Source organism: Limnohabitans lacus, assembly GCF_030053395.1.
GTDB lineage: Bacteria > Pseudomonadota > Gammaproteobacteria > Burkholderiales > Burkholderiaceae_C > Limnohabitans_A > Limnohabitans_A lacus.
This window is the reverse complement of the sequence record NZ_JASGBH010000006.1, coordinates 72,422-85,356: the sequence shown is the minus strand read 5'-3', so window position 1 is coordinate 85,356 and position 12,935 is coordinate 72,422. Positions and strand designations below refer to the sequence as shown.

11 protein-coding genes and 1 tRNA gene are annotated in these 12,935 nt (G+C 62.7%); all 12 read right to left on the bottom strand.

Annotated elements, in window-relative coordinates; translation table 11 throughout:
* Positions 1–18 precede the first annotated feature (18 nt).
* Positions 19–95: transfer RNA gene (locus tag QLQ16_RS09340), tRNA-Met, on the bottom strand.
* Positions 96–170: 75 nt separating this feature from the next.
* Positions 171–956: a fumarylacetoacetate hydrolase family protein gene (locus QLQ16_RS09335; RefSeq protein ID WP_283224422.1), complete on the bottom strand. Its 786-nt coding sequence runs from the start codon at positions 954–956 to the stop codon at positions 171–173.
* Between the two features lie 206 nt (positions 957–1,162).
* Positions 1,163–2,419 carry a flavin-dependent oxidoreductase gene (locus QLQ16_RS09330; RefSeq protein ID WP_283224421.1) on the bottom strand — a complete coding sequence of 419 codons (1,257 nt, stop codon included), beginning with the start codon at positions 2,417–2,419 and terminating at the stop codon, positions 1,163–1,165.
* Between the two features lie 8 nt (positions 2,420–2,427).
* Positions 2,428–3,408 carry a tripartite tricarboxylate transporter substrate binding protein gene (locus tag QLQ16_RS09325; protein ID WP_283224420.1) on the bottom strand — a complete coding sequence of 327 codons (981 nt, stop codon included), beginning with the start codon at positions 3,406–3,408 and terminating at the stop codon, positions 2,428–2,430.
* 22 nt (positions 3,409–3,430) lie between these two features.
* A complete protein-coding gene (locus QLQ16_RS09320) occupies positions 3,431–4,504 on the bottom strand; it encodes an amidohydrolase family protein (RefSeq protein ID WP_283224419.1) in 1,074 nt (357 codons plus the stop codon).
* Positions 4,501–5,382 carry an isocitrate lyase/PEP mutase family protein gene (locus QLQ16_RS09315; RefSeq protein ID WP_283224418.1) on the bottom strand — a complete coding sequence of 294 codons (882 nt, stop codon included), beginning with the start codon at positions 5,380–5,382 and terminating at the stop codon, positions 4,501–4,503. Before QLQ16_RS09315 ends, QLQ16_RS09320 begins: the two co-directional genes overlap by 4 nt.
* The gene (locus QLQ16_RS09310; RefSeq protein WP_283224417.1) at positions 5,379–6,794 is read right to left on the bottom strand and encodes an FAD-dependent oxidoreductase; all 1,416 of its coding nucleotides are present in this window, start codon (positions 6,792–6,794) and stop codon (positions 5,379–5,381) included. The genes QLQ16_RS09315 and QLQ16_RS09310 overlap by 4 nt, the downstream gene beginning before the upstream one ends.
* A gap of 4 nt (positions 6,795–6,798) precedes the next feature.
* On the bottom strand, positions 6,799–7,401 hold the full coding sequence (locus QLQ16_RS09305; protein ID WP_283224416.1) for a cysteine hydrolase family protein: 603 nt from the start codon (positions 7,399–7,401) through the stop codon (positions 6,799–6,801).
* Complete coding sequence (locus tag QLQ16_RS09300) at positions 7,398–9,470, bottom strand: hydantoinase/oxoprolinase family protein (RefSeq protein ID WP_283224415.1); 2,073 nt, start codon at positions 9,468–9,470, stop codon at positions 7,398–7,400. The genes QLQ16_RS09305 and QLQ16_RS09300 overlap by 4 nt, the downstream gene beginning before the upstream one ends.
* Positions 9,467–11,131, bottom strand: a complete 1,665-nt coding sequence (locus QLQ16_RS09295) for a hydantoinase B/oxoprolinase family protein (RefSeq protein WP_283224561.1) — start codon at positions 11,129–11,131, stop codon at positions 9,467–9,469. The genes QLQ16_RS09300 and QLQ16_RS09295 overlap by 4 nt, the downstream gene beginning before the upstream one ends.
* A gap of 17 nt (positions 11,132–11,148) precedes the next feature.
* Positions 11,149–11,652: a LeuD/DmdB family oxidoreductase small subunit gene (locus tag QLQ16_RS09290; RefSeq protein WP_283224414.1), complete on the bottom strand. Its 504-nt coding sequence runs from the start codon at positions 11,650–11,652 to the stop codon at positions 11,149–11,151.
* Positions 11,649–12,935, bottom strand: coding sequence for a 3-isopropylmalate dehydratase large subunit (locus QLQ16_RS09285; protein ID WP_283224413.1), 1,287 nt, complete (start codon positions 12,933–12,935; stop codon positions 11,649–11,651). Before QLQ16_RS09285 ends, QLQ16_RS09290 begins: the two co-directional genes overlap by 4 nt.

Here is a 12,935-nt window from a genome sequence, read left to right as displayed (position 1 = left end):
GACTGCGGGCTTTGAATTTGGTGGTGGTACCGGGATTTGAACCTGGGACATCAGCATTATGAATGCTGCGCTCTAACCAGCTGAGCTATACCACCGAATACTGAGAGGGCTTGTGCCGTCAGGAACGAAATTATAACCAGGTTTTTCAGGGTTTCCGACCCACCAGAGGATCAAACGATCTTGACGCTCAGGTTTGGAAAACCGTCGACGTGCATCTCGATCACGTCACCGCGCACCACCGGGCCCACATTCTCGGGTGTGCCCGAGTAAATGATGTCGCCCGGGAACAGCTCAAAGGCCTCCGACAACTGCGCGATCTGCTCGGCCACCGACCAGATCATCTGGTTCAGGTTGGCGTTTTGCTTGGTCACGCCGTTGACCTTGAGCCAGATGCTGCCTTGCTCAAAATGCCCAGACTGCGCCACCTTGCGGATGGCCCCAATCGGGGCGGACTTGTCAAAGCTCTTGCCGATCTCCCAAGGCTTTTTCTGGTCGCCCATGCCGCGCTGCAAATCGCGCCGCGTCATGTCCAGGCCCAGGGTGTAACCATAGACATGGTCCAGCGCTTTGTCCTTGGGGATGTTGCGCCCGCCCTTGCCCAGCACCGCCACCAACTCAGCCTCGTAGTGGTAGTTTTTGGTCAGCGTGGGGTAGGGGTGATCGGCCACCGTGCCCGCCTTCACGAACTGGATGGCGTCGGTGGGTTTTTGGAAAAAGAAAGGCGGCTCACGCGTCGGGTCCGAGCCCATCTCACGGGCATGGGCCGCGTAATTGCGGCCGATGCAATAGATGCGTCGCACCGGAAACATATCGTCCGTGCCCTCGATGGGGATGTACGTCGCAGGCACCGCAAACGGCGTTTTGGGCTGGCTTTGCGCCATGCCCGGCGTGGCGCATCCGACCACCGCACCGGTGGTCACCAAGGCGCTGCTTTGAAAGAAATGACGGCGATCCATGTCTGTCTCCTCAAGATAAAGCCTAGTGAAATTTGGACTCTGTTTTCAGTTGATCCCGTTTTGTGGGAGCTTGCCCTGCAAGCGAAAAGCCTGTGACCCACAAGCACCCCATCGCCAGCAGGGCTGGCTCCCACAAGGTGAAAGTTTGACGCATCCAGCCCTCTTCACAAGGCCTGGTCCATCCGCTGCGAAAAAAACCACGCCGATCAGGCCTGCGTCTTGAGCGCCTCCAATGAAAAACCAGCGATTTTTTTATAGTCATCGGAAATTTGGCGCAACTCAGCTTGGCTGATCACATCGTCGATGTGCCGGAAAGGTTGACCACCGGTGAGCTCATCGACCTTGATGTTGATGAAGTCTGGCGGCGTGGTTCGGTTGGTCTGCACCACCTTGGCGGTGATCGGCCGGCGCACGGCCTCGTAGCGGTGCAGCGCAGGCAGGGGGTCGGCATCGCCTTTGGCCAACTCATCGGCCAAGGTGCGGGCATCGATCAGGGCTTGCGCCGAACCGTTGGAGCCCCGGGGGTACATAGGATGTGCTGCATCACCCAACAAAGTCACGCGCCCAAAGGTCCATTGGTCGATCGGGTCCTTGTCCACCATGGGGTACTCCAAGATCGAGTCCGCCTGGGCAATCAATTGGGGCACATCCAGCCAATCGAAGGTCCAGTCCTTGAACAACTTCAACACGTCTTCGGCCCGGCCCGCACGGTTCCAGTCGTTTTGCGTCACGCCCTCTTCCATGCGGATCTCGGCCATCCAGTTGACCAGTTGGTGGCCTTGTGCATCGACTTGGTCCACGATGGGGTAGATCACCATCTTGCCCGTCTCGATCGAGCCGATGCGCATATAGGTCTTGCCCGTCAAGATGGGGGCAAAGCGCGTCACGCCGCGCCAGGTGTTGATGCCGGTGAACACCATCTGCTCATCGGGGTAGAACACACGGCGCACCGCCGAGTTCACACCATCCGAGGCGATCAGCACCCGGCTGCGCACGGCGGGGCGATCCTGGCCTTGCGGGTCCTTGAAGGTGATGTCCACATGGCCCTCGGCTTGCACCATGCGGTCAAAGCGGTAACCGGTGTGCACATGTTCGGGGCCCAAACGCGCCACAGCGGCGTCGAACAAGATCTTGTGCAACTTGCCACGGTGGATGCCCACCTCGGGCAGAGGGTAACCTGCATGTCGGCCCCGCAGCTCGCTGTAGATGAACTGGCCGTGGCGATTGAAGAAGGCGCTTTCGTAGTTTTCGATGCCCACCGCTTCGATGGCCGATTGCAAGCCCAAAGCGGCCAGCTCGCGCATGGCGTGGGGCAACAAGGTAATGCCCACGCCCAATTCGCGCACCTCGGCCACCGCCTCGAACACATGGCAGGGCACGCCCCGCGCATGCAAATGCAGCGCCAGCGCCAGGCCGCCAATGCCACCACCCACGATGGCGATGTCTGCTTGCTTGATGTTCATGTCGCTCATCATTCCGCCGAGATCTGTTTGGTGCGGATCACCGCGCCCCAACGGGGGTAGTCCTTGGCCACAATGGCCGCCAATTCAGCCGGCGTGGAGGCCACGGCATCCAGACCGGCTTTGCCCAGCTGTTCCTTGACGTCGGCTTGTCGCAAGATGGCCGCCATCTCGGTGTTCAAACGGGTGACTACGGCAGCCGGTGTTTTGCTGGGCACAAAGAAGGCGTACCAAAGGTCCACATCGATGCGCTTGACGCCCACTTCTTCAAAAGTGGGCACATCGGGCGCGACCGGGTGCCGCTTGGGGCTGCCCAAGGCCAGCGCATTCAAGCGGCCGTTTTTGACAAAGCCCTGCGCAATGTGCACCGGCAAAAAACCCACGTTCAACTCGCCTGCCAACAGGTCCTGTGTGTAGCCCGCCGTGCCACGGTAAGGCACGTGCAGCATGAAGGTGTTGGTCTCCAGCTTGAACAGCTCCATGGCCATGTGGTGGGGCGTGCCCACACCGGGCGAGCCAAAGCTGATCGCGCCGGGGCGCGCTTGCACCTGCTTGACCAAATCGGCCACCGACTTGATGCCGGTTTTCGGGTTGGCCACCATCATCAAAGAGCCATAGGCGGCCATCGAAACCGCCGAGAAATCCTTGACCGGATCAAAGCTCGCGTTCTTGTACATCTGCGCGGCCATCAGCATGGTGTTAGCCCCCATCAAGATGGTGTGGCCGTCAGGTGCCGATTTGGCCACCGCATCGGCACCGATGTTGCCGCTGGCGCCCGGTTGGTTTTGCACCACCACCGACTGCCCCAGCCGCTCGGCCAGGCGCGGCGCCACCACACGGGCGATGGTGTCCATGCCGGTGCCCGGCGTGAAGGGCACGATGATCTTGAGGGATTGGCTGGGGTAAGTGCCTTGCGCTGACACACCCAGGCCGAGGGTGCTGAGCATGAGCGCGGCAATGGCCGTGATTTTCTGGCGGTGTGTGAAGTTCATGAAGGTCTCCTGTCGATGGGATTCAAACGGACGGGGTGGCTGATGGGATCTTGAACAGCCGCTCAGCGTTGTCCTGGAAGAACGCCTGGCGCACCTGCGGCGCCATGTCCAAGCCTTCCAGAATGCCCACTTCTTCGGGGGCGTATTGGTAGGGGTAGTCCATCGCATACAGCACGCGGTCGGGCCCCATGAAGTCTTGTGTGAACTTGAGCGCAGCGCCCCAGGCTACACCGCTGTTGGTGATGTGGAAGTTCTCGCGCAGGTAGTCGCTGGGTTTTTTCTGGGTGGGCTGGATGCTCGGGTAGCGCTTGGACTTGACGGTGGCCGCGTGCATGTAATCCAAGCGGTACGCCCAAAACGGCAAGGCCTCGCCCATGTGGCCCAAAATGATCTGCAGCTTGGGAAAGCGGTCGAACACGCCCGAGGTGATCAAACGGAGCGCGTGCAAACCGGTCTCCACACCAAAGCCATAAATCGCACCATCCAAACCCGCTTCGATGAAGTGCTGGATCATGCTGGCCGGCATGGCATTGGGGTGCAAATAAATCGGCGTACCCATCGCTTCGGCGGCTTCAAAGATGGGCCAGAACTTGGTGTCTGACAAGTATTCGCCCTGTGTGTGCGAGTTGATCACCACCGAATGCATGTTCAGCTGGTTCACGCCGCGCTGGATTTCTTTGGCGGCTGCGGCTGGGTCTTGTGGCGCGACCGCGATCATGCCCACCAAGCGATCGGGGTGGCGACGCATGGCCGCCGCCAAGATGTCGTTGGCCACCGGCGCAAACGACACCGCCGTGTCTTTGTCCATGATCTGCACGCCGGGCGAGGTCAGGCCGATGACCTGCACATCCACGCCCGCTTCGTCCATGTGCTGCAGGCGCAGATCGTCCAGATCGACCAGACAACGCATGATGTGCTGCGCCCGTTCGCTGGGGCTGCTCATGTAAAAACCCATCAGGTGCTTGAAGCCCACATCCACATCGCCCTTGGCCAGGATCTTGTTGTAGATCTCCAGCATCTCAGGCGGGCAAAACGCCTCCTCGGTGGCAATGCGGCGATAAGGCCGATGGGGCAAATCGATCAAGGTTGGGCTCATGGTGTTTCTCCAGACTCGTAGCGCTGGCCCAGTGCCAGCAACTCAGGGGTCTCAATGACGGCGTTCAGGCCATCAAAATCCAGCATCTGGTTTTGCCAGGGCCGTGTGGTCTGGTGGGTGTGCAAGCTGGCGTAATAGCCTTGCAGCGTGTGCAGCACCGCCCGCGCCGTGCCACCCGGAAAAATCACGATCTTGAAACCACGCGCACCCAACTCGGCCGCGCTTTGCACCGGCGTCTTGCCGCCTTCCACCATATTGGCCAACAGCGGCACGCGGTGGGCAAACTGGGCGCAGGCACGGTTCATTTGCTCGTCTGAACGCAAGGCTTCGATGAACAGCGCATCCACGCCGCATTCCAGATAGCGCTCGGCCCGCTCCAGAGCCGCGTCCAGGCCCTCCACGGCCACGGCATCGGTGCGGGCCAAGATCAAGGTGTTCTTGTCGTGGCGGGCGTCGAGTGCCGCACGCAGCTTGCCTTGCATCTCACCCACTGGCACCACGCCTTTGCCATCCAAGTGGCCGCAGCGTTTAGGGAAAGTCTGGTCTTCGATCTGGATCATTGCGGCACCGGCCCGCTCGAAGTCGCGCACGGTGCGTTGGGTGTTGAGCGCGTTGCCAAAGCCGGTGTCCGCGTCCACGATGACCGGGATGTTCACCCGATCGGTGATGTGGGCCAAGGTCTGCGCCACTTCCGTTGCCGTGGTCAGACCGATGTCCGAGCGGCCCAGACGCGTGTAAGCGATCGATGCGCCTGACAGGTACACGGCTTCAAACCCGGCTTGCTGTGCCACCAGCGCGGTGAGCGCGTCGTACACGCCGGGCGCAAGAAGCGCCTGGCTCTGTTGCAGGCGTTGGGCCAAATGGTGTGTCTGGCTCATCGTGCCGAATCCTTCAAAAGTTGTTGTGCCATGTGTGCAGCCGTATGCGCAGCGATGTGCCCGCCCGCAATGGCGCTGAGCAAGCCATTGCCCGACAAATAGCCCCAGACCGCCTGACCCGACACACCCCGTGCCGCGCCGCCTGCGGCCAGCACATTGGGCAAGGGGGTGCCGTCTTCACGCAGCACGCGGGCTTGCGCGTCGATGTCCAAGCCGCCCTGGGTGTGGAACAAAGCGCCTGTCACCTTGATGGCGTGGAAAGGCGCTTGCAGGGCGCGTTTGAACGTGCGGCCTGTGACCGCGTCGGTGCCCGGCTGCACCGCGTTCAAGGTGGCTTGCAACACGTCTGGCGGGCAGCCAATCAGTTGGGCCAGTGCCACCGCATCGCCTGCGTGCTGCACCGCGCCGGCGCCTTGGGCCGCCACAAAATCTGGAAACCCTTGCGCAAAATTCAGGAGCGCATCGTCGAACACATTCCAAGCCACGCCACCGGGTTGGGCCAGCACATGCACCGCCGCCTCCGAATAGCCCTGGGTCTCGTCGTGAAAGCGCTGGCCTTGGGCGTTGATCTGCACACCGCCTTCCATCATCAGCGCCCATGAGATCAAAGCGCCTTGTGGCACCGCCCAAGAGCCGTGGCCTTGGTACGCACCCAAATCGGCCAATCGCGCACCGAGTTGTTGGCCCCAAGCGATGGCACTGCCGTCGTTGCCCACATGGCCCGCATAAGTGGCCTCGGCCATCTCGGGCAACAGCTCTTCGACCATGGCCGCAGCGCCGCCAAAACCATTGCAAGCCAAGATCACCGCATCGCAGCGGATGCGCTCGGTCTGGCCGTCGGGCCTGACAAAACCCACGCCGTGGATGCGCTGCGCGGCGTCGGCCCACAGCTCGGTCACTTGCGCTTGCGTGAGCACCACCACGCCTGCGGCGTCGGCCGCTGCTTGCAAGCGGCTCATCAAACCCGTGCCGGTTTTTTCGGGCACGGCGTGCATGCGATGGGCGCTGTGGCCGGGGTACAAAAAGTTGTCCAGCACCTGCCAAGGCAGGCCATGGTGAACGGCCAACGCGTCCATAGCGGGGCCGATGTGTTGGGCATAGGCCTGCACCAGGTGGGGCGCGGCCTGACCGTGGGCCTTGGCCTGAATGTCAGCCGCAAACTGCGCCACGCTGTCGCTGATGCCTTGGGCCTGTTGGGCTTGCGTACAAGGCGCGGGCACAAAGCCCGAAGACAAAGCGGTGGAGCCCGCTGCAAACGCATCGCGCTCCAGCACCACACAGTCAACTCCCAAGCGGTGCAAGGCCAGCGCTGCCGTGAGGCCACAAGCGCCTGCACCCACAATGACCACCGGTGTGTGGTCGTCGGCTTGCAACTCGTTCGCAGGCAGAACTTGCGGCAGCGGCGCGTTCATGGCTTCAACCCAGTTGTTTCAAAAAAGCGGCACTGTCCATGACATCGGCCACCGAGCCCATGTCGGCCAATGCGGCTTGGTGCGCGGCATCGCTGAAGGCGGCGCAACCGTCAGACAGCACGATCACATGGTAGTCACGCACATGCGCGTCGCGCACCGTGCTGGCCACGCCACCGTTGCTGACGATGCCACACACCACCAAGGTGTCGATGCCCGATTTCTTGAGCACCCAATCGAGCTGCGTGTTGAAGAAGGCCGAATACGCCACCTTGAACACCGACACATCCACCAGCGGTGCGAGCAGGTCCACATTGGCTTGGCCACGGCTGCCGGGTGAAAAGTCGCCCTTGCGCAAAAACGGGCGGCGCTCTTGGAGGTGGGCCGAGATCATCGGCTCGCCTTGCGCGTTGGGCCACAGCGTGAACAAACTGGCCGTGACCAAGCCGCCATGGGCCTTGATGGCTCGCGCCACCGGCGCCATGCGCTCGGGCAGCTTCACCGCCTCGGCGCTCAGGGTATTGCCCCGAGCGTAAGCACCATCGGGCGCCAGAAAATCGTTTTGCAGGTCCACGATGACCATGCCCAATTTGGCGGTTTTCAGGTTCATGCTGTGCGCTCCACCAAGAGGTTGCCCAGTTTGTCGACACGGCCGTCAAAGCCGGGTTCGAGCCAAACGGTCGTGTCGGGCTGCTCCAAAATCGCCGGGCCTTGCACCACAGTGCCCACGGGCAAGCTCAAGCGCTCGTAGCGCTGCGCGGTCCACCACTGGCCTTGGTGGTAAACCTGCTGCTCGCCCAGGGGAGTCGTGCGGCCATCGCCTTGTGGCGCCAGCACCGCCAAATCAAACTTGGGACGCCGCCCGATGCGGGCATAGCGCAGGTTCATCACGCGGATCACCGGGCCTTGAAGCACACGGCCAAAGGCATGTTGGTAAGCGGCCTCAAACGCGGCCAGCACACCGGCGGCATTCAATTGCTCGCGCTTCACCGGCACTTGCAGCGTGTGGGTCTGGCCCATGTAGAGCATGTCAAAGCTGATGACTTCGTCCACGCGCACAAAGTTCACACCGGCGGAATCCAAGCGCACCTGGCAAGCCTCGGCCAGGCTGTCCACGCGCTGCAGCAATGCCGGCCAGGCCACATCGGCCAGCGCCACGTTCAGCGTTTGCACCGCGTCGTGGCGCATGTCGGCCATCACGCAGCCCAGCGCAGAGGTCACGCCCGGGTAACGCGGCACGATGCCGGTGGTCACGCCCACCTCGCGCATCATGGCGCACACATGCAAACCGCCGCCACCACCAAAAGGCATGTAGGCGAACTGGCGCGGGTCGTGGCCGCGCTCAATGGACACCACACGGATCGCGCCCGCCATGCGGGCATTGGCCACCGTCAAAATCGCCTCAGCCGCAGCCAGCGCCGTCAAACCCAAGGGCTCGGCCACATGCTGGGCAATGGCTGTTTCTGACAAACCCGAATCGAGCTTTTGCAACAGGCCGCCGCCCAAAGGCCGGTCGGCCGCGATGCGGCCCAGAAGCACATTGGCATCGGTCACCGTGGGGCGGGTGTTGCCTCGCCCATAACAGGCTGGGCCCGGAATGCTACCGGCCGACTCGGGGCCCACTTGCAGCATGCCGCCCGCATCAACCGAGGCGATCGAGCCGCCACCGGCGCCGATGGTCTCGATCTGGATCATGGGCGAGCGCACCACCAAGCCAAACTCAATCGAGGTTTGCGCGGCGAGGGCCGCTTCGCCTCCGGCCACCAAGGACACGTCAAACGACGTGCCGCCGATGTCGCCAGTGATCACGTTCTCAAAACCCGAAGCACGCGCAATTTCGGCACAGGCCATCACGCCTGCCGCCGGGCCAGACAGCGCGGTGCGCACCGGCACATCGCAAGCGGTCTGGCGCGACATCACGCCGCCATTGCTTTGCACAATCAACAATTCGCCACCAAAGCCCTGGGCGCGCAAATCGCCATCGAGGCGCTGCAAATAGCTGCCCACCACAGGCTGCAAGGCGGCGTTCAGCGTGGCGGTGGAGCAGCGCTCAAACTCACGGATCTCGGGCAGCACTTCGCTGGCCGACGTCACATAACTGTTGGGCCAAATCTCGCGCACTGCCGCCACAGCGGCTTGTTCGTTGGCGGGGTTGGCATAGGCATGCACAAAGAACACACACACCGCCTCGCAGCCTTCGGCCAGCAGGGCGCGGGCTTGTTCGCGCACCTGATCCAGATCCACCGGCGTGTGCATCTGGCCATCGGCCAATACACGCTCGTCCACTTCCAGACGCCAAGCGCGGGGTACCACCGGGGTGTAGCTGCCGCGCAGGCCCCAGGTTTGCGGGCGGTCGCGGCGGCGCATCTCCAACACATCCCGAAAACCCCGTGTGGTGATGATGCCGGTGCGGGCAATCTTGCGTTCGAGCAAAGCGTTGGTGCCCACCGTGGTGCCGTGCACGATGGTGGCAATCTCTTGAGCGCCATCGGCCCCGGTGTTGCCGGTGACCTTGGCAATGCCGTTCATGAAGCCTCGGGCTTCTTCACCGCGCGTCGAGGGCACTTTGACGATGCGGGCCTGGCCGGTTTTTTCGTCCAGCACAAACAGGTCGGTGAAGGTCCCGCCCACGTCCACGCCGACCACCCAATGCGCTTGGTTCACTGCTGCCTCGCTCATGCTTGTTCCTTGGTGTAACCGAGTGCGCTGTCTTTGGCACGGTCTTGCGCCGATCGCTCAGCGGGCGATCCCCAGCCGCCGCCGCCCGGGGTTTGCAGGCGCACGCGGTCGCCTTTTTTGAGGTGAATGCCCAGCATCTTGGAGACCATGGGCGGACTCTTCCACTCGCCGTTTTGGCAATACTCGAACACATTGGGCAGCGCAGGCTGGCCGCCATGAATGCCCTTGGGGGCCGACTTGCCGCGCTCGCCAAAGATGAAGGCTTCGGCGCTGTCTTCGAGCAACTCGATCTCGTAAATCGCCCCCAGACCACCTCGGTGCTGACCGTCACCACCCGAGCCGGGACGCAAGGCCCACTGCGTGAAGCGCACCGGGTAGGCCGCTTCCAGAATCTCCATGGGCGGGATCGTGGCCGTGGAGATCGGCGCGTTGCCGTGCGACAAGCCATCGCCATCCGAATGGCCACCGTGCCCGCCGCCAAAGAAGCTGAACATCACCCAGCGCTGGCCCTTGCGCTTGTCGTCGGTGCGGTGCCCGGCGATCGACAAGGCGTTGATGGTGCCGTAGGCATGGGCCACGGCCCGCTGCGGATCGGCCAGGGCCGTGGCGCTGAAGATCACGTCGATCATGCGCAAAATGGTTTCGGTGTAACCGCCCACCGGGCGCGGGCGCGAAGCGCTGATGACCAAGCCATCGGGGATCACAAAATCCACCGCATCCAGCACGCCCGCGTTGGCGGGAACATCGGGGAACACGTGCTTCAAAGCCACATAACAAGCAGCGACCGCTGTGGCACGCGAGATGTTCACCGGCCCAGCGCACTGCGCCGAAGTGCGCGAAAAGTCCAGCGTCAGCCGGTCACCGGCCACCGTCATGTCGAGCGCAATGGTGAGCAGCTCGTCTTTCACGCCGTCGTTGTCCAGCACGTCTTCAAAGCTGTAGCGGCCATCGGGCAGGCTGGTGATGTGCGAGCGCATCAAGCGCACAGCGCGTGTGCGCAGCTCCACCAGGGCCTGCGCCACTTTGGCGTCGCCGTATTCATCGAGCAGTCCGTCCAAGCGGCGTGCACCCAATTCGAGTGCGGCCAGCTGACCATTCAAGTCACCCCACAGGCTGTCGGGCAAGCGGGTGTTGGCCCGCAAAATGGCCAGCACGTCGTCGTCGAGCACGCCACCGCGCAAGATCCGCACCGGCGGAATTTGCACCGCTTCTTGCCAGCATTCGGTGGCCGCTGGGTTGTAGTTGCCGGGTACCGCACCGCCCACATCGTGCCAGTGCGCGGCTGACGCCAAAAAGCAATACAGCTGACCATTGCGAAAGCAGGGCTTGACCAGCTTGAAGTCGTTGGCGTGGGTGCCGCCTTCGTAGGGGTCATTGAACAACCACACATCGCCCGGCTGCATGCCGCCACGCTCAGCGGCCACGCGCATGGCCGCTCTCACGGCAAAAGCCATGGCACCCACAAACACGGGCAAGCCCGACTTGCCCTGGATCAGGGTGTCGCCGGTGATGGCGTCGTACAAGCCGTGGCATGCGTCGTGCGCCTCGGCAATGATGGGGTTGAAGGCGCTGCGGTAAAGCGTCGCGTCCATCTCGTCGGCAATTTGTTCCAGTCGGCCGCGCAGCACGGCCAAGGTGACCGGGTCCATGACAGGATCCATCACGGGGTCCATCGGGTTCATTGTGAATTCCTTTTTTTGAGCAGTGGCAACAAGCCGCCTGCCTCGACCATGTCCATCAAAAAACCGGGGATAGGGGCACACACCAAGCGCTGACCATTGGCACGCAGCACCAGGGGCGTTTCCCCATCAAACGTCAAACTCAACCGCTCGCCTTCTTCGATCTGCACGGCCTCAGGGCAAGTGAGCAGCAGCAGTCCGAGGTTGAAAGCGTTGCGGAAATACAGGCCGCTGTAAGACGGCGCGATCACCGCCGCCACGCCCAAATGGCGCAGCACGCCAGCGGCTTGTTCGCGCGATGAGCCGATGCCAAAGTTGGCCCCGGCCACCAGCACATCGCCTTCGCGCACGCCCTGGGCAAAGTCGGCACGCACCGCTTCCAAACAGTGCTGACCGATCACATCCAGACCGTGCTTCATGTAGGCACCGGGCGCCAGGACATCGGTGTCCACATCGGCCCCCAAGCGCCAGACGCGTGCCTGATGGAAACCCACTGCGCTCATGCCAGCACCTCCCGTGCATCGCTGATGCGCCCGCGCAAGGCCGATGCCGCGACGGTGTAGGGCGAAGCCAAATACACGTTCACACTGGCCGGGCCCATGCGGCCTTTGAAATTGCGCGCGGTGCTCGAGATCACGGTGGCCCCTTCCGGGAATGTCGCGCCGTAGCCCGCGCAAGCGCCGCAGCTGTTGGGCAGCACGGTGGCGCCTGCGTCTTGCAAAATTTGCATCACGCCTTCTTTGTGGGCCTGGGCTTGGTCGCGGGCACTGGCCGGCGCCACCATGAGCTGCACGCCGGCGGCCACGCGCTGCCCCTTGAGCACCGATGCGGCGGCGCGCAGGTCTTCGAGCTTGGCGCCGGTGCAGGCACCGATGTAGGCAATGCTGGGCACCACGTCTGAAAACTCGGCCACATCGCGCGTGTTGGCCGGGCTGTGCGGTGCCGCCACTTGGGGGCTCAAACGCGTGGCATCAAACATGTGCTGCTCGAAATCGGCGTCCTCGTCGGTGAACCATTGCCCGGCACTTTCCAGGTGTTCTGGCGCCACCCCGATCGATTGCAGGTGGTTCAAGGTGGTGGCGTCCGCTGCAATCAAGCCCGCTTGCGCCCCCATCTCGGCGCTCATGTTGGACAAGGTCATGCGCTCGGCCATCGACATGGCTTGCACCGCCGTGCCAGAAAACTCCACCGCTTGGTATTGGCCGCCATTCATGCCAAAGCGGCCGATCATGTGCAGCATCATGTCCTTGGCCGACACACCGGCTTGCAAGCGTCCATGCCAGTGCATGCGCAAGGTGCGCGGCACCTGCACCCAGATCTGGCCGGTCACGCACACGCCCAACATTTCGGTGGCCCCAATGCCAAACATGTAGCAGCCAAAAGCGCCGCCCGTGGGTGAATGCGAGTCACCGCCCACACAGAACATGCCGGGCTTCAAATGCCCGCGCTCGGGCAGCACCACATGGCAAATGCCTTCGCTGTCGATCACATGCGGCAGCTGCCACTGTTTGGCAGTGTCGCGGGTGATTTGGATGATCTTTTGCGCATCGGCGTCTTGTGCGGGTACATAGTGGTCCAGCACCAGCACCACTTTGTTTTTGTCCCAGATCTCGGCGCCCAATTCGTCGAGCATGGGCTTCAGACGCCGGGGGCCGGACGAGTCGTGGAACATGGCCAAGTCCACGTTGCAAGTGACCACCTCTCCGACGGCGACATGGCTGCGTCCGGCGGCGCGGGCGATGAGTTTTTGCGCCAGCGTTTGTGGCAAAGGCTTGTTGTCAAGCAT

Excerpts from the sequence above, each read along its gene's own strand:
- QLQ16_RS09335 (WP_283224422.1), bottom strand. The coding sequence starts at position 956 with ATGGATCGCCGTCATTTCTTTCAAAGCAGCGCCTTGGTGACCACCGGT.
- QLQ16_RS09330 (WP_283224421.1), bottom strand. The coding sequence starts at position 2,419 with ATGAACATCAAGCAAGCAGACATCGCCATCGTGGGTGGTGGCATTGGC.
- QLQ16_RS09325 (WP_283224420.1), bottom strand. The coding sequence starts at position 3,408 with ATGAACTTCACACACCGCCAGAAAATCACGGCCATTGCCGCGCTCATG.
- QLQ16_RS09320 (WP_283224419.1), bottom strand. The coding sequence starts at position 4,504 with ATGAGCCCAACCTTGATCGATTTGCCCCATCGGCCTTATCGCCGCATT.
- QLQ16_RS09315 (WP_283224418.1), bottom strand. The coding sequence starts at position 5,382 with ATGAGCCAGACACACCATTTGGCCCAACGCCTGCAACAGAGCCAGGCG.
- QLQ16_RS09310 (WP_283224417.1), bottom strand. The coding sequence starts at position 6,794 with ATGAACGCGCCGCTGCCGCAAGTTCTGCCTGCGAACGAGTTGCAAGCC.
- QLQ16_RS09305 (WP_283224416.1), bottom strand. The coding sequence starts at position 7,401 with ATGAACCTGAAAACCGCCAAATTGGGCATGGTCATCGTGGACCTGCAA.
- QLQ16_RS09300 (WP_283224415.1), bottom strand. The coding sequence starts at position 9,470 with ATGAGCGAGGCAGCAGTGAACCAAGCGCATTGGGTGGTCGGCGTGGAC.
- QLQ16_RS09295 (WP_283224561.1), bottom strand. The coding sequence starts at position 11,131 with ATGGATCCTGTCATGGACCCGGTCACCTTGGCCGTGCTGCGCGGCCGA.
- QLQ16_RS09290 (WP_283224414.1), bottom strand. The coding sequence starts at position 11,652 with ATGAGCGCAGTGGGTTTCCATCAGGCACGCGTCTGGCGCTTGGGGGCC.
- QLQ16_RS09285 (WP_283224413.1), bottom strand. The coding sequence starts at position 12,935 with ATGCTTGACAACAAGCCTTTGCCACAAACGCTGGCGCAAAAACTCATC.